The sequence below is a fragment of the Riemerella anatipestifer genome (assembly GCF_009932355.1).
GTDB classification, from domain to species: Bacteria; Bacteroidota; Bacteroidia; order Flavobacteriales; family Weeksellaceae; genus Riemerella; species Riemerella anatipestifer_E.
Genome location: NZ_LEKU01000010.1, coordinates 1 through 18,510, shown reverse-complemented (window position 1 = coordinate 18,510; position 18,510 = coordinate 1). Strand labels below are relative to the sequence as shown.

Genomic DNA, 18,510 nt, shown 5'->3' with positions numbered 1-18,510 from the left:
GCTCTCTTAACATTTATCAAATGGAACAAAATACAGCACAAACCAAATGGTCTCAGTTTATATCCCTGATTATTGTATTCTTCTTTTGGGGATTTGTAGCCGCAAGTAATGATATTCTTATTCCTGTTTTTAAAAAGAGTTTTACTCTTTCTCAGGTACAATCTCAACTAGTCGCGTGGGCATTCTATGCGGCGTATTTCATAGGTTCAGTTATATTTTTCATTATATCGTTGTTTAGTGATATTCTGCAAAAATTTGGTTACAAGAAGACCTTAGCCTTCGGATTAGTAATCTCTGCTATTGGTGCCTTTTTATTTGTACCAGCAGCCACTAATCATAGTTTTGCATTCTTTTTAACAGCTTTGTTTATTGTAGGATTAGGATTTTCTGTGCAACAGATTGTTGCCAATCCTCTCGCTATTAAAATGGGAAGCCCAGAAACTGGAGCTCACCGGCTAACCTTAGCAGGAGGTATCAACTCTTTGGGAACTACCATTGGTCCTATTTTATTAGGATTAGCCCTTTTCGGAACGGGAGGTAATGGAGACACTAGTCTAAACCTCAACGATGTTAAATTACCGTTTATCATACTTGGTATTGCTTTTATACTAGTAGCGGTATTTATGCTATTTTCTAAAATAGAAGACCCTGCTAAAGACATTGCTTCAGATGAAGTAGATAATACAGATAAAGATTCCTCTTTCAATATCTTTAATTATCCGCAACTCCTATTAGGAATGCTTGCCATTTTCATTTATGTAGGTGTTGAGGTTTCTATTATTAGTAATTTACCTGCCTTATTACACACTGCAGAATTTGGTAATGTTTTGGAACACGACATTGCTCCTTTCGTATCACTCTATTGGGGTAGTTTGATGATTGGGAGATGGAATGGTGGTATCAATGTTTTCAACACCTCGTCTTCTACTAATTTAGCTTTAAAGTTTATTGTGCCATTCGTAGCATTTGGAATTATTTTAGGTGCTAACCATCTAAGTGGAAAAGATATTTCTGCATTTTACATCTACCCTATTTGGATTTTTATTTTTATCGTTATGAGTTTCCTAGGTGGTAAAAACGCTGGAAAAACACTAATGATTTTTGGAGTGGCAGGTGCCGCAATGATGATTTTAGGTTTATTTTACCCAGATAAAGAAATTGCCAAATATTTCTTTATTTCAGGTGGATTATTTTGCTCTATTATGTGGCCTTCTATTTTTGACTTGGCAATCGCAGGGCTTGGTAAAAATACAGGTAAAGCCTCTTCGTTCTTGGTAATGATGATTCTAGGAGGGGGTGTTATTCCTCTGATACAAGGGTGGGTTTGCGACCACGACCTTACCTCTCCAAACGGAATTTTGGGAATGACTTACACGCATTTCTCGTACATTATTCCTGTTATATGCTTCAGCTACTTGGCTTTTTATGGTTTTATCACTCCTAAAATCCTTAAAAAGAAAGGCGTTATCTTATCTGAGAATTCTAATAGTGCACACTAGTAGTTTACATAAAAAGAAAAGATTTTGGGCAGGCATTTTGTTTGCCCAATTCGTTTTATTCTATATTCTATCCAAAATTTCTTTAGCCGTTGAATTCTTCAACTCTCTTTTTGAACTAAAAAAAGAAATACATCAATATCTTTCATCTTTGTTTCCGTTTTCTATTGGAGATATATTGTACATTGTTTTATTTGTAGTTCTCATTTATAACTTAGTTTCAATATTTAAAAAGAAAAAACAATCATTACTAAAACTATTAGTAGGAGTTAATATATTCTATTTCATCTATCAAAGTTTTTGGGGAATGACTTATTTTCAACCACCAATAATAAATCTTTTGCCCAAAGAAGAACCTAGTATTAACGAGGCTAAAACTCTCGCTATTAAATACCTCAACTTATGTAAAGAAAGTAGAGCACAAGTCTCCGAAGATTCTAACGGTGTTTTTAAAATAAAAAATTTAAGTATTGTAACCTCTGAAATTCTTAACCAACAGAAGCAACTTCCTTTAGGTTTAAACTCTAAAATAACAACTGACATCTCCAACTTCAAATCTAGTATTTTTTCTTTTATAATGAATGATACAGGTATTTTAGGGTATTACAATCCTTTTTCTGCCGAAGCTCAATATAACCCTAATCTTCCTGACACCTATTTGCCATTTACTTTAGCCCACGAAAGTGCTCATCAGTTGGGTTACGCAAGGGAACAAGAAGCTAATTTCATAGGTTATCTCATAGGAATTAACAGTGATAATATTGACCTAAAATACAGCACTCAATATTTCACTCTTAAAAGTTTACTTAACTCGTTAGTAGATACAGAGCCTCAATTCGTTGAAAAAATCCTTAGTGAATATTCTGATGGAATGAAACGAGACCGAGCTTATGAGAAAAATTTTATAAATAAACATACAGGACTCATTTCTGATTTTTTTGGATTGACTAACCATCTATTCCTGAAATCTAATCAGCAAGAAGGCAGAATTACTTACTCTTACTTTATTGAACTTTTAATCAAGTACGAACGACTTTCTATCGCTAATTAAAAAGAGTCATACTATATAGTATGACTCTCTTAAAAACACAAATGATGAAAAAAAATATTACTCAAAGGAAAATTTCCTCCCTTTTCCTTAGGTTCCCCAAATATACACTTTTTTTCATTTATAAAAAAACATTTCATATTAGTTATAAACCTTACTCTTTATTTCTTCAGTAACGATACACAAATCATCGGGCATATTTGTGCCTAGCAAATACATATTTATAGGCATTTTATCCTCTGAATAAGCTGGTTGAATATAACTTTTATCTAGGACTGTAAATCCGTTACGCTGGTAAAAATTCAATCTTCTAGAAGCCAGTTCTCCTAAACTATCAGGCTCTGATTCCAAGACTATCAATGGAAATTTATTTTTTAAATAATTCAATACTTGAGAACCTAAATTTTGATTTCTAAAAGGTGTGTATATTTCAAAATGTTCTACAAACAAGCATAATGATAAATCCCACACTATAATATAACCTACACTAGCTTCTCCCCTTGTAATTTCTCTTATAGGAGAAAATTCTTTTCTAGTTAAAGCCCAAAAATCTGCTTCATCTCGACGTTCGTCTTTGGGAAAAGTATTTATATAAGATTGATAGATTTCCTGTAGTTTAGCAATATTATCACTCTTCACAGGCTTTATTTGTATCTCTATCATAAATCAAATACGCTAGGTCTTCTCACAATGAACATATCTTTTATCCAAAGAAGAAATGCCAGCCCTAAATAAAGAAGGAAAAATACTCCTGCCGTCGCAAATGTAGAATAAATGAAAAAAACTCTTAACTTTGATACCGGAATTCCTAGCTTAGACCCCATTCTGGTAAGTACACCAAACCATTCACGCTCAAATCTATGTCTTAAATTTTCAAACATAAACTACTATCTTTTTAAAAGTTGATATCCAATACTGCAAATTAGACATTTTTTCTGACTGCAAAAACTTTTATACTGGAATAAATAGGCTTGGCTATCCATAGCCGTCTTAATAGGAACTCCCAAAGCCTCCCACTGTTCTATGATACTATTTTTTTCTGGTTTTATATTTTGATAAAAATCCAAAACAGTTTCAGAAATATCTTCCTCCAAATGTTTATGATAAGTATATTTTATAGGAAGAACAGCATTAAGAACAACCAAATCTATAAAACTTTTCGTCAGTTTTTTAACTGATTTTTTATCCGTTGATTTTCCGAAATTATAATGATTATCCCAATATTCCGATGCTTTAACTGGAGTAAACAATTCATAAAGCTCCTCAAGACAAGACACTTTAATTATTTTTGAAAATAAATTTTGATGCAAATGATAAAGATCCGCTAACTGAGATAGCCTTATTGTGGGAAAATTAGCAGGTCTTAATCTTAAAAATTTAGGAACTACAAAAGTGTCGTTCAGTTGATATTTGGCTTTTAGAAAATCAAATTCTCTTTTCCACATCTCGGTTTCCGTATCGGAAGGTGTTTCTAGCCAGCCACTCAACCCGAAAAATAAAGCTTCTAATTGATTTTGATGATGTCTTATTTTATTTACAATACCAAAGCTTACACTTTTTGCGATTTGCTTAAAAGCAAAAGCATTGATTTTAAGTCCAAAAACATACGCCAAATTTTGAAATAAAACTTCTTCGTAATTATTCTTAGTTTCAGCGAGTGCGGTTTCTATTTCCAAAGATTTTTGGTCAAGTTTTTTAAGTAATGTTTCCTCTGAAAACTGAAACGGAATTTTAGAAACCTCTATCAACTTCTCACACGGAATAAACTCATTTTGAGCCTTTAACCGCTGATATTTCTCTAGTGTAGAAGTCTCCAAATAATCTTTAAGCTCTAATGTTGGGATATTTTTCTCAACCAACTCTTCCACATCTTTATCGTGAGTATAGACCACATGCAAAATAATATTATCGTATTGTCTATTCAAATGATGTTGATGTTTTTGATAATCCGAAGATTTTAAATGCAATTCTATACTTCCTGCTAAAACAATATTTTGATATTTAATTTTAGCAAACAAAAAATCGGCTCCCTCGTCGGAATTCCACTGACCAAAATCTAAGACCTCTACCTTATTACCTTTAGTATCCTTAAAATCAAAAGTTTTAAAGAGTTTAAAATTCCAAAGATATTGCAGTAGTTGCTCGTTCATACGAAAAGTTAAGGTTAACTTTTAAAAGATTCTATCGTTTCACGGTACATCTGCTCGTATTGTGGGAGAATATTTTTTAAATCAAAACGCAAGGCTACTTCTTTTGCTCTTTCTTTCATCTTTTGGAGCAAAGCATCATCTTGCAAGAGATTGATAGTCTTTTTAGCCATAGTCTCCACATCGCCCACTTCCGTTAAAAAGCCTGTTTCTCCTTGTATGTTTACCTCTGGTATCCCTCCTGCATTACTACTAATCACCGCATTTCCTGCCGCCATTGCTTCCAACGCTGCCAAACCAAAACTCTCCTGTTCAGAAGGAAGCAGAAACACATCAGTACATTTTAAAATCTGGTACAAATCATTAGTTTTCCCTAAAATTCTTATTTTGTCTATAAGGTACGGATGAGCCATAAGGAAATCGTTAATCAGTTCCATATCAGGACCTTCACCAATAATCACTAATTTACTTGGTACTTTTTCCTGCACTCTTTTAAACACTTCTAACACATCAGGAATTCTCTTAACTTTTCTTAAATTAGAAACATGAATCAGTAGTTTTTCGTCATCTTCCGCAAATTGTCTTCTACAACACCCTACAAAACTGTTATATAAATCGTTATCAATAAAATTTGGAATAACTTGTATTTCTTTTTTAATAGTAAAGGCTTTTAAAGTATCTTTTTTAAGACTTTCCGAAACAGAAGTTACCGCATCTGAATGATTGATAGAAAACTGAACCGCTGCCTTATAACTAGGATGTTGCCCCACCAAAGTAATATCGGTGCCATGTAGTGTGGTAACTATGGGAATTAAAATACCTTCATCTCTCAGCATCTGCTTTGCCACAAAGGCTGCATAAGCATATGGAATAGCATAATGAGCGTGTATGAGGTCTAGTTTATAAAGTTTAACTACTTGATAAATAGCCGAAGACAAGGCAATGTCGTACGGTTGATATTTAAACAACGGATAGGTTTCAACATTTACTTTATGAAAAAAAATGTTAGGGTTAGTCATATCCAACCGTGCGGGAAGGTTAGAACTAATGAAGTGTACCTCGTAACCTTTTTGAGCTAAACTCATTCCTAATTCGGTAGCTACAATACCACTTCCTCCGTAAGTAGGATAACAAAGAATGCCTATTTTCATACCTTTCAACATTTTATTCTATGATGATATTTGGTCTAGCACTACATTCAGTTTCGCTCTGTACAGGTGCTACATCTATCCCTATCCCCTCTTTTAAATCTTGATTTACCACCACAGGAAGTCGCCCATGTATTTTAGTTTTACCTAAAAGTCCTTTGGCGGTGGCCTTCATAGACAATTCATTATTTTCATAAGCCACAAGTACCGTTGGATAATCCTTTATATTTATGTCTCTCAAAGCATATGGACTGCCAAACACCACCAATATCAACTGATGCCTGGCAGCTACTCTATCCAAAATTACCTTAGATTTAGCAGATATTTTATAAGGCTTATATGCTGTGCTGTTATCCTTATGAAGCCCTACGATAATTGGAGTATTTTGAGGTAAAGTATTCAATTTATCTTCTGTGATAAGCTCTACTTCTCTTCCGTTTTGAAGTTCTCTAATAAAGTCTTGATAAGAAGCTTCCTCCAAAGGTAAATAATAATATTTTGATGATTTTAAAGGTAGTGCTTTTGCCTCATCTTTTATCAATGTTAAAGCGTTGGCGTATAGCTTTTCTGTCAATTCTTGATGAGTATCATTATTTAAATCTCGTTCTATGTTATTGGCATCAATAGGTTTAAAATCTTGTAGCCCTAATAGATACTTGGCTTCCAAAATTTTCATGACTGACTCTCTTAGTCTATCTTGAGCAATCTCGCCAGATTGCAAAGCTTTCTTAATTAACCTTTTACCAGAAGGTACATCTTGAGAAAAAAGCATAATATCGTTACCCGCCTTAAACGCCCTTAAATCAAGTTCTCCCGGACTAAACCTCTTCGCAACCGCATTCATATTAAGAGCATCGGTAATAATAAGCCCTTGATAGCCATACTTATTTTTCAACAAATTAGTTACAATATTATACGAAATAGAAGCAGGAATTCCCTTTTGACTTTCCAAAGACGGAACATAGAGATGAGCCACCATAACACCCCCTATTTTTTTATCCATAAGTGCTTTAAATGGGGCTAACTCCACTTTATTAAGTCTGTGTAATGAATGATTAACTACAGGTAAATCCAAGTGAGAATCTGTATCGGTATCTCCATGACCTGGGAAATGCTTAATACTTGCCAAAACTCCATTATCCTGTAAACCATAACTGTAAGCCAACCCTTTCTCTATCACTTTTTTCACATTAGATCCAAAAGAACGATTACCTATAATGGGATTGATAGGATTGGTATTAACATCTACCACAGGAGCAAAATCCCAATAAATCCCCATTCTTTTACAATCTTCAGCTATTTTAGCCGCCATTTCATAAATAAGCGTATTATCCTGAATCGCCCCAAGTGTCATTGCCCAAGGAAACTTATGTGCTATTGGAAGCCTTTGGTAAAGTCCCCACTCTGCATCCATACCTATCATCAGAGGTATTTTAGATTTACCTTGAAGTTCATTCACCAAATTTATATGCCTACGAGTATCATCTTGCATCAATATAAGCCCTCCTATATTTTCCTTCTCCACTAATGTCTTGACTTGATTGATGAAAGATTCCCCTTTATTAGTATATAATGCGACTATAAAAAGTTGCCCTATTTTCTCATCTTCAGAAAGCTGTTGATAAGTTTTTTCAGCATAAACTTTGGCTTCTTTTTTTAGGATTTCAGCGTTATTTTTAGGTATATATTGTGCTTTATTATTCCCAAAAATAAAAAATAACATCACATAAGCTAAGACTGTTCTAACATTTATATTCATTATACTCAAAGAAATTAGTTGTAACCACAACAAATATACAATTTTATTATAAGCCTACTATTAAAAAAACAAGAGCATCTTTTTAGTAAAAAAGAGCTCTTTAACCTTATATAATTGATATTATGATTATTTATTATCTTCTAGCAAGTGCCCAAAGTAAGTTTTTTTCACCTTTAAATAATCCTCATTGACTTCATTAGAAGGTATCTGTAAAGGAATCCTTTCATTAAGCTTTATTGTACTATCCTCTACAAATTTTAATTTATCTGGATTGTTAGTAAGTAAATTAATCTCTTTTACACCCAAATTAGTTAAAATATCAATAGCCACACCAAAATCTCTACCATCGGCAGGTAGTCCCAAATGTAGATTTGCCTGTACAGTATCCATTCCTTGCTCTTGCAAAGCATAAGCCTTAAGCTTATTGATAATCCCGATATTTCTACCTTCTTGTCTCAAATAAAGAATAATACCGCCATTCTTCTGCATATACTGCATCGCAGCATCTAGCTGCTGCCCACACTCACACTTTTTAGAATGAAATATCTCTCCAGTAATGCACTCAGAATGAAACCTAACATTGACCTCCTTAGAAAAGTCTGTATTTTCTGCAATCAACGCAATATGTGGTGTCCAATCCATTTCATTATCAGAAAATGCAATCATTTTAAAAACACCAAAATCGGTAGGGATATTAGCCTCAGCCTGTATTTTCAACATAAAATAAGCGTACCTTTACTTAAAAGTTATCAGAAGATGTTTTAATAGATTCTAATAGTGTGATGTTGGTCTTGATTTTAACCAAATAAAAATTAAGAGCTTCATCTTCTTCTAAAGAAAGATTTTTCCTCAGCCCTTGAAGTTTTTTGTAACTCTTTTGCAAACCGTCTAGCGTTCTTACCTTTCTATTTTCGTTGTGTTCCCTAAGTGCATAAAGATACTCAGAAACATTGAACTTTATTAAATCTATATGCTTATTTATTGCTGCATCTGAAAACCTCGGAAGTTTATCTGCCGCTGTTGATAGTTCAGAAGCATACTTTACTTGGCTAACGTTCACACTTGCACTCATAACTATGGTGTCAGGTGAAGTTTTTGCCTCTCCTTTAGAAACAATCCCTTGTGAAAGAGGAGACAAGTTAACTTGCTCTACAGAACAAGAAACCAGTAAAAATATAGTGAATACTAAGGGTAAGAGATTTTTAAACATTTTTCTTTTGATATAAAACTGGGTTTAGACTATCATCATTATACATTTTCATTTGCTTATAAGTCTTTATTTTGTTGTTACCGCTCTCTATATCAAATAATAATCTATCTATAGCTGTGCTCAAATCTACCTTCTGCTCCTCAAGAACAGCCAATTTATTAGAACACTTCAGTTTATGTTCCTCGTCTGCTGTATCTCTTAAGGTTTCTATCTTCATATGATAAATCTTAAGAGCTAATATAGACAATCTGTCGATAGCCCATGCTGGACTTTCTGTATTGATTTTAGCATCTTCCTTAGGCTTCACAGATTTATATTTTTCTAGAAAATAATCATCTATATACTCTACCAAATCGGTTCTATTTTGGTTAGATGAATCTATTCTTCTTTTAATCTTTAGAGCTTCCTCAGGAGATATGTTTTCATCACGAATAATATCCTCTAAATGCCACTGAACGGTATCAATCCAATTCTTTGAATACAAAAGTCGTTCCAAAGTATTTTCGGAGAACGGATTAGACTCAACTGCATCTACATCATCTGTTTTATGATAGTCTATAATGGCTTGATTAAAAATATTCCAAGCTTTTTCAGAAAAACTCATTTAATTTAAAATCTTACTTTTTAATTATGATTTTTTGCTTTCTTCCTCTGTTGAAGGTTTGCTTTTATCATCTTCCTTTACCGCGTCTTTAAACTCTTTAATACCTGAGCCTAAGCCTTTCATAAGTTCTGGAATCTTCTTTCCTCCAAACAAAAGTAATAATACAACCACGATGGCAACAATCTGCCAAGGTCCTACTGCCCCAAGAATAGCTACTAACATATATTTATCTTTATAGTATTAAAACAAAATTTTGGTAAAGATAGCAAAATTTATACATATAAACTAATACGCTATCCTTACCAAAATTTAACCCTCTAATAGATTTGCTCTACTTTTTCTCTTCTTCTGTTGAAGGTTTTTCTTCCTCCTTTACTGCATCTTTAAATTCCTTAATACCTGAACCTAAGCCCTTCATCAGCTCCGGAATCTTTTTCCCTCCAAACAATAAGAGTAGTATAACCAACACTATAAGTATATGTTGTACTGATAGTGCTAAAATAGTCGTTAACATAATTTATTTATATTTTTATTCAATTTATAGTTAATTTGAGACCCATCCCATAGGATCAACAGGAGTACTTCCATTCCAAATTTGGAAGTCTAGAGAGTAAGCTCCCTCAAAATCCTGTGCTATAGTCCCAATTGTAGTTCCTGATGAAACCTTCTGATTAGGAGAAACCGAAACATCAGATAAGTTGCTATATATGGTAAAATAGCTACCATGTTTTACAATAACCGTTTTAGTCCCCCCGACAAAAGAAATTCTTGACACTTCACCAGGGAAAACACATCTTGCCTTAGTACCGGGAGAAACAGCAATTCTAATCCCATTATTCTCCTCAACTATATTCTTAAATACCGGGTGTGGCTGTCTACCAAAACGGTGTGTTACCTGCCCTCTCTCCACTGGAAAGCCTATTCGCCCTCTATTTTCAGCAAAATTAGCCCCTGTTGCTGCTCCTACACCAAACGCGGTCTTCGTTTTTTCCTCCGCTTTTTTCTTTTCCTCTTCTTTTCTCTTGGCTAGTTCTGCCTCAGCATCTCTTGCTGCCTTAGCTTTTTCTTCTGCAGCCTTAGCTCTAGCAACAGCTTCTCTAGCATCTTTTTCTGCGGCTATTCGACGAGCTTCGTTCCTTGCATTTTCCTCTGCTTTTGCAAGTTCAGCTTGTTTTCTAGCATCATCTTGCTTCTTTCTTTCAATTTCTGCCAATCTAGCAGCTTCTGCTTCCGCTTTTTTTCTTTCTCTTTCTAATGCTTCTGCCCTAGCTTTATTCTCGGCATCTATTCTTGCTTTTTCTCTAGCGGCTGCCTCTCTCGCAAGTCTTTCTCTTTCCAATCTAGCCTTTCGCTCTGCCTCTTCTTTCGCTTTAGCAGCGGCTATTTCTTCGTTTATTATCTTTCGGATTTCCCCTTCAATTTTCTTAGCTTGTGCTTGCTTTTGTTTAAGTTCAGCCGTAAGAGCAGCCTCATTTTTCTTGAAGTCTTCTAATAATAGTTCCCTTTGTTTTCTATCATTTTGGATTACTAAAAGATCTTTCTGTTGCTGAGTAAGAATATTTTCTTTCTCTTTTACTGATTTTTGTTTCAGTTTTAAAGCTTGCTGAATTTCTGCCGCTTTACTGCTAATTTCTTTAGCTTTTTTATCTTGATAATCAGAGTATTGTTTAAGATACTGTACTCTTCTTAGAGCCTCTCCCAAATTTTTAGCCGATAGAATAAATGTAACTTTATTTTGAATACCTTTATTCTTATAAGCTTTTACTAATATCTCAGCATAGTTTTTTCTTAGTATAGCCAGTTCTTTTTTATACTTATTAATTTCTTTTTGACGAAGATAAATATCATCTTCAATCAGCCTTTTCTCCTTTTGTGTATTATTATAAACCTTCTCTCTTAACTGAATTTTTTTATTAACTTCATTAAGGTGTGCTATCGAAAGCCTTGCCTCCTTCTGAGTTTTAGCAAGATTAGAGTTGATAAGTGCAATTTGTTTTTTCAGTTCAGCACTTTCTCTCTGAAGCTGCTCTTTCTTCTGAGAAAAAAACAACCCAAAGCACAATACACTCAATAAAAAACTTAACTTCCTAAATATCATTTAATTTCCTTCTTTGTATAGTTACTTGGTACCGTGTATGGTGTATCCATAGTAGAGGAGTCAAATTTCGTGTTTTCTATGAAAATCTGGTCTGTTTTTTTTGCTTTTATAATAATTTTAACATTTTTAGGCAGATAATTTCCTTCAAAATTATCCCAATTGGTATAAAAAACTTCTAGATAATCAGGTGTTTTGGCGTCAGATAATTTCACTCTACTAAGATTAAACATGGTATCATAATCTAATTCCATTTTATACTCATTTACCTTACCATCTACTGTTATTTTTTGATTTTTAGCCGATGTTAAATGATAACCTTGTGCATTTTTAGTCAAATCAAAATCACTATCTTTAATAGGAACAAAAGTCCTCCCTACCAATAAATTCTGAAGAGCTGAGTAATCAATAAAGTTAACATTCAGAAGTCGATTAAGATAAGAAAAATCCGAATCTATATAAGTTTTATTATACTTCTCATAACCTTTAACGCCTTCCGGCGTAGCGACACCTCTTGCTACATTAAAGAACAACGCTGAAAGATTTATCCAAACTTTCTTTTGATTTTCTATATAAACTAATGCGTCCAACGTAGGAATTGGACTCCCATTATCTACCTTAATTTTACTGGAAATCTTTAAATTTTTAAAAGCAGATTCTCTAAGGATATTATTGAAAAAAACTTGGTCTTTTTCTATCTTTTTATGTGTACTCACAGGTGGTGTGGACGGAACATTTTGCTGTGTTTTGCACGTCACTAGCATAAGCACAGCTATCCCTAATAACCAAAGTTTATTCATAATATTGAATGTTAATTATCTAGCTATAACGAAAAAATAGTTAAAAACTTATACATCTATTTAGAAAGAAAATCTAGCACCGAATAGTCTCCTAGCGAAATTTCTCTAGATACTCCAAAATATTTAGCAGAGTTACCTATCATAGAGTTACTCAAATTACCATGATTAATCAGGGTTTTTTCCTGTATTAAAGAGTTATCTATATTAGAATTAACTACCTCAGTATTATTGCCTAAAGAGACGTTAGGTCCTATTTTGGAGTTTTTAACAACCACATTTTCCCCTATAAAGCACGGAGGAATAATAAGGCTATTTTCTATTTTAGCAGACGATGGGAACGAAGACATCGCTTCTTTTTCATATTGCAATATCTTACTATTGGTTTCTACCGTCGCGTTTTTGTTGCCGCAATCCATCCAATCATTTACCTTTCCTAAAGAGAATTTAGCTCCTTTTTGTCTTAGATTTTCTAATGCTGTTGTTAACTGATACTCCCCCCCTTGCATTATATTATTCTCCATAATATAATTGATCTCCTCCATTAACTTCTCAGCAGACTTAAAGTAATAAATTCCTATAATAGCTAAATCTGAAACAAAGGTCTGTGGCTTTTCTACAAAATCTGTAATAAAGCCATAATCATCTAGCTTGACCACTCCAAAAGCCGAAGGGTCTTCTACTTTTTTCACCCAAATTACACCATCCGAATTAGTATCTAAGACAAAATCAGCACGGAAAAGAGTGTCAGCAAACGCTACTACCACATCACCCTGCATAGAAGCTTCCGCACACTTTATTGCGTGAGCTGTACCTAGAGGCTCATCTTGAGTATAAACACTCCCTTTAGCCCCTAATTTTTCTGCAATCTGAATTAGAGAAGCTTTTACCTCATCACCAAAATCTCCAATAATGAAAGCCACTTCCTCTATAGGCTGCCCTGCTACCTTTGCAATATCTTCCACCAATCTTTGCACAATAGGCTTACCTGCAATAGGTATAAGTGGTTTTGGAACTGTAAGAGTATGCGGTCTCAATCGGGAGCCTCGCCCCGCCATAGGTACTATTATTTTCATATTTTTATGATAAATTACTAATTAAACTTCAAATATAGTATTTTAATTTTTCTTCCTCCAAAAATAAACAACTGATTAAAATTACCCTCTATTTTTAAACCTCGCTACCATTGATAAAATTAAGTTTCTCTCAGAAAAAACAATACCAAACCCAAAGATTAAGAATAAAATATTCCCAATCCATACATTTGCTTCAAACACTTGATAAGACAGAAACGAAAATACCGACAATACCAAAAGTACCAACATTATTTTTTTCATATTATAAGGGATTGGGTAATACTTCTGTCCTAAAAAGTAAGACACCAACATCATTAAGAAATAAACCAGTAGGGTTACCCACGCTGACACCATAAACCCATAATCTTTGAGCAATAACAAATTCAGTACAATGGTAATTGCCGCTCCTAGCCAAGAAATAAGCGTCCCAACAAAGGTTCTATCCGTAACTTTATACCAAGTAGATAAATTATAATAAATACCAAAACACAAATTACCCACTACAATAATCGGTACTATATCCATAGCGATCCAATAAGAGCTATCTGTAATAAAAATTGATTTTAACCAACTGATATTTGCTACAATACCCAACGCTGCTACAGATGCGAATAATGTGAAATACTCCGTGATTTTTGCATAAGTTTTTGGCGCATTTGCATTATTCATTTGTTTAAAAAAGAATGGCTCAATACCCATTCTATAAGCCGTAACAAATAGCGTCATTAGAACCGCCAACTTATAACAACCCCCATAAGCCCCTGCTTCTGCCTTAGAAATAATATTATACTGTACCGTTTTATCAAAGTTTTCGTTTACAACAAATGCTAATCCTGCCAACATCAGTGGATATGAATATTTTATCATTCGTTTAAACAAGTTCATAGAAAACTTAAACCTTATCTTGCTAACTACAGGAAGTAACATCACAAACACTACCACACTAGCTATAATATTACTTACGAATGCGTAGGATACCGATGTCTCCATACCCAAGCTCTGAGAAGTTTCTTTAGGTATAAATAGAAATAATGCCAAAACACTTAATACCTGCATCAGCACCTGTGCCACTCTAATAGCAGAATATTTTATTGGTTTATTGTTAAATCTAAGCCATGCCAACGGAATTACACAAATAGTATCAAAAAAGGCAATCCAAGCAAACCATTTAATATACTCAGGGTGAGCTGCATACCCTAATGAATCTGCTATACTTTGATTAAAAATATAAACTCCACCTAAAAATAAACTTGATGTAAAAAACAGAAACCAAAACGAAGTATAGAATGCCTTGTTTTCGTTTTCTTTCTCTGCCGAATAACGAAAAAAAGAGGTTTCAAACCCAAGTGTAAGCAGTATGTTCACATAAGACATCCAAGCATAAAGATTGGTAAACTGGGCAAACTCTTCCCTAGAGATATAGTAAATGAAAAAAGGATTAAGCAGGAAATAAATAACCCTCGGTAAGATAGCCCCGATACCGTAAATGATAGTCTCGTTGAGTAATTTTTTCAAAGCAAAAATTTCTGCAAAGATATAGAAAATATAAACTTCTAGTCTATACTACAGCCGAGGTTTCTATATTGATTTTTAAACTGCTCTACCCACTTATGATATTCGTTTTTATCCACCTTATCATCAAAGAAGGTTTCTAGATAATCAATAGAAAAGTCATTAGGATAGTTTTGCATACTATCTAACTTATCATTATACCAAGCCTCATTCAAAAGATAATTGATGTAGTTTATATCCACCTTAAACCCATATTCATGATAAGAGTTAGTTGCAGAACTTTGAAAAGTTGTTTTCATAGCTTCTTTAGAAAGCCTAGCTATAAAATTAGGATTATTTTTATGTTTATTATAGTAAGCAGCAGCGTTTCTTAGTTGTTGTTTTTCGTCCACCTTACCCTTTGCATCTTTCCAGACTTCTAGCCAATATTCTTTTTTCCATAGCCCCATCAGGATAGAATTGAGCGACCAGTATTTTCTTTTGGTATAATTATCAAAAATGCCTAATCTATAAGCAATACTAAAAAACTTATAACGGTTATAGAAAAATATATCCATTAGCCATTTAGAACCTAAAAACAAATCCTTAGGTCTATTAAAATTGATGTCTTCGTTAATTTTACCTATCTGGAGATATTCATCATCTTTAAAGTTACTTAGCCAGCCTAATTTTAAAAGATTGATATTATTTTTCTCTATTTCTGTTAGTAAATTTTCTACATCTATTGTTTCTGTAAACCACACATCATCTTCCGTAACGATACAATAATCTGTTCCATTCTCAACTGCTTCTACCCACAAGTCGGTAGGAATATTAAAACTATCTATATTCTTCCCTAAGAAAATATTTTCTTCTACACCCTTTATTTTTCGGGAATAAGACTTAGATGTTTTGATATTTATTTGAGGATACTTCTCTTTTATTTTATCCAAATATTTTGGAAGAGTGCCATCATCTAGAACCGTAATAGAATAAGTTCCCTTCACATTTCTTGCAATAGACGCTAGACAACGATCTAGATAGTATGCTCTATTGAATGATTTTATATATATATCCATTTTTATTCTATGTTATATCCGATTTAAGATTCTACAACAGAGATTAAATAAATTCGATGGCAGCTTACTTACCAAAGAATAAAATCCAAACTTCTCATTAGGATAAAACTTTTTTTGTTTCTTCACTAGATCTACCAATTCTTCTCTGAATTTATATTTTAAACAAGCTCTCGCAGCTTGTTCCATTTCTTGCATGGAGTTTTTATAATCTATATTATGTATATTCACATAAGCGTGAGGATTAATTTGTTCGTAAGTATCTTTTCCTGTTTTTTGTCTTTCATAATACATTTCAAAGGCTTTAGATAGAAACATGTATTTAATAAACTTACTCCCTTTTCTTGATATAGAACCACCTAAAACCCTATATTTCAATAATTTAATTGGCAAATTAGCCATCTTTTTTTGTTTCGACATCAAACGAAGATACAGCTCATAATCCTCACAATACCAAACCTTGTCCCTATACCTTAAACCTTCATTTCTGAACATAATAACAGGATGAAATAGCTGTATTGTTTTAAGCATTCGCTCTTGAATTTCCTCATTGTAAGTGCTAGCTAACTTTTCTCCTATTATTTCATTTTTCTCGTTTATTAAATCTAATTGAGCGCCTATAATAAAAACATTTGGATTATTATCTAAAAAATCCACTTGCTTTTCAAATCTAGTAGGATGGCTAATATCATCCGCATCCATCCTTGCAATATATTTACCTCTAGCTTCCTCAAGTCCCCAATTCAAATTTTCAATAAATCCCTGAGTCCCCTTATTTTCTTTCTTTTGCAATAATTTTATCCTTGAATCTTTAGCGGCATACTTTTTTAATATAGCAAAAGAGGAGTCTGTAGAACAATCATCAATGATAATAAATTCAAAATCACTATATGTCTGATTAAGAACCGAGTCTATTGCTTCTGCCAAATATTTTTCTGCGTTATACACCGACATTATAACCGATACCATAGGAAATCCCAAACTCATACTGATTACACCGATTTTAGTATTAACTCTTGTTTATTAATCACTATACTATTCGAAGGAATATCTTTATATATGGTACACCCTGCTCCCAAAATCACATTATCTCCTATCGTCACGCCTTTCAATATAATGCAATTCGCTCCTGTCCAAACATTATTACCAATTTTTATAGGTGCTGTATTAAATTCTGTTTTAGATACAGAAAAAGGCTCCTGAGTATAACTGTGATTATGATCAAAAATTTTCAACCCTTCCCCTAAAATACAGTTTTCTCCAATGGTTATCTCTTCCAAACAAGAAATAGTAGCCCTAGTAATGTAAGTCTCTTTTCCTATACTCAATTTAGCCTCTTTCTTTACTGTGATAAAATTATTTTGATTTATCATCACATTTTCCGCTATATTGAAAACAGCCTTAGAATGAATATCCAACACATTATCTGCCCCTAGCTTAAAAGAACTATGTATTTTGGATTGAGAATTTAAGAAGAACTTTTTTCTCAATAGATAAACTTCCGAATACTTAAGAAATTTATAAAACTTATAAAATAAAAACAATATAATATTTTTCATTTTTATAAAACTAAAACACAAATGTAACTTTAATCTACATCACAAATAGAATAATACTTAGACAAAATAGTTCTAAGATAGTTTTCTTTATCAAGAAGTTTATTTTTTATATAATAATTTTCCACTTCAGATGAGGTACTTATAGGATAACTCGCTCCTGCCTTTACAAGATTGAGATTGAGTCTAATTTTAAAAAAAGATTCTAATATTTCTAATATTTCAACAATAGTATAGTTTTCTAAATATGCTAAATTGATAATTTTGTTTATATTTTGAGTCTCAATTAAGCTCAACACTATTGCTCTCACATCATCTGCGTCTATTAAATTTCTAGTTGCTTTTGTGTGTACATTTATGACTTCTCCATTCATTACCGAACGCACTAGATAATTCATCAGTAAATTAGGGTTGCCTCCTTTTCCTACCACATTGCTTAATCTTAAAATTAAATATCTGCTACAATTGTTTGAGACAATATTCTCCATTTTTAATTTATGACGTACATAAGGGCTATCTACCTTGGAAGAATCATATATACTACAGGTAGAAAAATACACCATTACCTTATCAGGATGGTTAGCAATAGTTTCTCTAACAAGATTTTCCTCACGCATAAACTCCTCCATCCTAACCTCTAGCGAATTAGAAACACCTGATGCAAAAAAAATGATATCTTCTCTATCTACATTCGTAAATAATGATGCTACAAGTCCTTTTCCAACAACCATAATAAAATTATATACTTCAAATTAATAAACACCTTTAATTATATTTTGTTTTTAAAATGAGGATTATATCCAACAGATAGAACATCTTCATTTTAACCCGTTGTGCATTATGAAATGAAAAAAACAAGAGTTGTTTATTAGACTGAAAATCAGTATATTGTTTTTGCTATAAAACGATATAAATGAACAACATAGAGCAAATATATGAAAGAATTTTGGAAGTTTTAGGACTTTTTTCAGAAAATCAACTGATTAGTTATCAGAGAAGAACACCTA

Annotated in this window: 20 protein-coding genes and 1 pseudogene; 3 read left to right on the top strand and 18 right to left on the bottom strand. The window is 33.0% G+C overall.

All coding sequences use genetic code 11. The annotated features are described in order from the left end of the window. The first annotated feature begins 20 nt into the window (after nt 1–20). Nucleotides 21–1,499: an MFS transporter gene (locus GXW81_RS04465; RefSeq protein ID WP_161531363.1), complete on the top strand. Its 1,479-nt coding sequence runs from the start codon at nt 21–23 to the stop codon at nt 1,497–1,499. Beyond that, nucleotides 1,489–2,547 carry a DUF3810 domain-containing protein gene (locus GXW81_RS04460; RefSeq protein ID WP_161531362.1) on the top strand — a complete coding sequence of 353 codons (1,059 nt, stop codon included), beginning with the start codon at nt 1,489–1,491 and terminating at the stop codon, nt 2,545–2,547. Before GXW81_RS04465 ends, GXW81_RS04460 begins: the two co-directional genes overlap by 11 nt. A 138-nt stretch (nt 2,548–2,685) precedes the next feature. Here GXW81_RS04460 and GXW81_RS04455 read toward each other — a convergent pair whose 3' ends face one another. From GXW81_RS04455 to GXW81_RS04370, 18 genes are all read right to left on the bottom strand, one after another. Next, entirely contained in the window at nt 2,686–3,207 is a 522-nt protein-coding gene (locus GXW81_RS04455; protein WP_161531361.1) for a GNAT family N-acetyltransferase, read from the bottom strand. Next, on the bottom strand, nt 3,204–3,425 hold the full coding sequence (locus tag GXW81_RS10490) for a PspC family transcriptional regulator (RefSeq protein ID WP_161531360.1): 222 nt from the start codon (nt 3,423–3,425) through the stop codon (nt 3,204–3,206). The genes GXW81_RS04455 and GXW81_RS10490 overlap by 4 nt, the downstream gene beginning before the upstream one ends. Before the next feature lie 6 nt (nt 3,426–3,431). Continuing rightward, nucleotides 3,432–4,694, bottom strand: a complete 1,263-nt coding sequence (locus GXW81_RS04445; RefSeq protein WP_161531359.1) for a DUF2851 family protein — start codon at nt 4,692–4,694, stop codon at nt 3,432–3,434. A 14-nt stretch (nt 4,695–4,708) separates the two neighbouring features. Beyond that, a complete protein-coding gene (gene bshA, locus GXW81_RS04440; RefSeq protein ID WP_153935731.1) occupies nt 4,709–5,842 on the bottom strand; it encodes an N-acetyl-alpha-D-glucosaminyl L-malate synthase BshA in 1,134 nt (377 codons plus the stop codon). 13 nt (nt 5,843–5,855) lie between these two features. Continuing rightward, nucleotides 5,856–7,562: a glycoside hydrolase family 3 protein gene (locus tag GXW81_RS04435; RefSeq protein WP_161531417.1), complete on the bottom strand. Its 1,707-nt coding sequence runs from the start codon at nt 7,560–7,562 to the stop codon at nt 5,856–5,858. Between the two features lie 162 nt (nt 7,563–7,724). Next, nucleotides 7,725–8,318 (bottom strand): GTP cyclohydrolase II, encoded by a 594-nt coding sequence (gene ribA, locus GXW81_RS04430; protein WP_079207520.1) that lies wholly within the window; start codon nt 8,316–8,318, stop codon nt 7,725–7,727. Nucleotides 8,319–8,337: 19 nt separating this feature from the next. After that, nucleotides 8,338–8,808 (bottom strand): hypothetical protein, encoded by a 471-nt coding sequence (locus GXW81_RS04425; RefSeq protein ID WP_161531358.1) that lies wholly within the window; start codon nt 8,806–8,808, stop codon nt 8,338–8,340. Next, nucleotides 8,801–9,412: a DUF4254 domain-containing protein gene (locus GXW81_RS04420; RefSeq protein WP_161531357.1), complete on the bottom strand. Its 612-nt coding sequence runs from the start codon at nt 9,410–9,412 to the stop codon at nt 8,801–8,803. The genes GXW81_RS04425 and GXW81_RS04420 overlap by 8 nt, the downstream gene beginning before the upstream one ends. Nucleotides 9,413–9,436: 24 nt before the next feature. After that, nucleotides 9,437–9,634, bottom strand: a complete 198-nt coding sequence (tatA, locus tag GXW81_RS04415) for a twin-arginine translocase TatA/TatE family subunit (protein WP_161531356.1) — start codon at nt 9,632–9,634, stop codon at nt 9,437–9,439. A gap of 109 nt (nt 9,635–9,743) precedes the next feature. Continuing rightward, nucleotides 9,744–9,926 carry a twin-arginine translocase TatA/TatE family subunit gene (locus tag GXW81_RS04410; RefSeq protein WP_004916619.1) on the bottom strand — a complete coding sequence of 61 codons (183 nt, stop codon included), beginning with the start codon at nt 9,924–9,926 and terminating at the stop codon, nt 9,744–9,746. 30 nt (nt 9,927–9,956) lie between these two features. Next, on the bottom strand, nt 9,957–11,510 hold the full coding sequence (locus GXW81_RS04405; RefSeq protein WP_161531355.1) for a M23 family metallopeptidase: 1,554 nt from the start codon (nt 11,508–11,510) through the stop codon (nt 9,957–9,959). Then, on the bottom strand, nt 11,507–12,307 hold the full coding sequence (locus tag GXW81_RS04400) for a DUF4292 domain-containing protein (protein ID WP_161531354.1): 801 nt from the start codon (nt 12,305–12,307) through the stop codon (nt 11,507–11,509). The genes GXW81_RS04405 and GXW81_RS04400 overlap by 4 nt, the downstream gene beginning before the upstream one ends. 56 nt (nt 12,308–12,363) lie before the next feature. Further along, a complete protein-coding gene (locus GXW81_RS04395; protein WP_161531353.1) occupies nt 12,364–13,380 on the bottom strand; it encodes a sugar phosphate nucleotidyltransferase in 1,017 nt (338 codons plus the stop codon). Nucleotides 13,381–13,461: 81 nt separating this feature from the next. Then, on the bottom strand, nt 13,462–14,895 hold the full coding sequence (locus GXW81_RS04390; protein WP_161531352.1) for a lipopolysaccharide biosynthesis protein: 1,434 nt from the start codon (nt 14,893–14,895) through the stop codon (nt 13,462–13,464). 38 nt (nt 14,896–14,933) lie between these two features. Continuing rightward, a complete protein-coding gene (locus GXW81_RS04385) occupies nt 14,934–15,950 on the bottom strand; it encodes a glycosyltransferase family 2 protein (protein WP_161531351.1) in 1,017 nt (338 codons plus the stop codon). A gap of 12 nt (nt 15,951–15,962) precedes the next feature. Continuing rightward, entirely contained in the window at nt 15,963–16,934 is a 972-nt protein-coding gene (locus GXW81_RS04380; RefSeq protein ID WP_161531350.1) for a glycosyltransferase family 2 protein, read from the bottom strand. A 5-nt stretch (nt 16,935–16,939) separates the two neighbouring features. Beyond that, nucleotides 16,940–17,506, bottom strand: a complete 567-nt coding sequence (locus GXW81_RS04375; RefSeq protein WP_161531349.1) for a DapH/DapD/GlmU-related protein — start codon at nt 17,504–17,506, stop codon at nt 16,940–16,942. Nucleotides 17,507–17,535: 29 nt separating this feature from the next. Next, nucleotides 17,536–18,234: an NAD(P)-dependent oxidoreductase gene (locus GXW81_RS04370; protein ID WP_161531348.1), complete on the bottom strand. Its 699-nt coding sequence runs from the start codon at nt 18,232–18,234 to the stop codon at nt 17,536–17,538. A gap of 182 nt (nt 18,235–18,416) precedes the next feature. Here GXW81_RS04370 and GXW81_RS04365 point away from each other — a divergent pair. Further along, a pseudogene (locus GXW81_RS04365) lies at nt 18,417–18,510 on the top strand (IS982 family transposase); the annotation flags it as partial.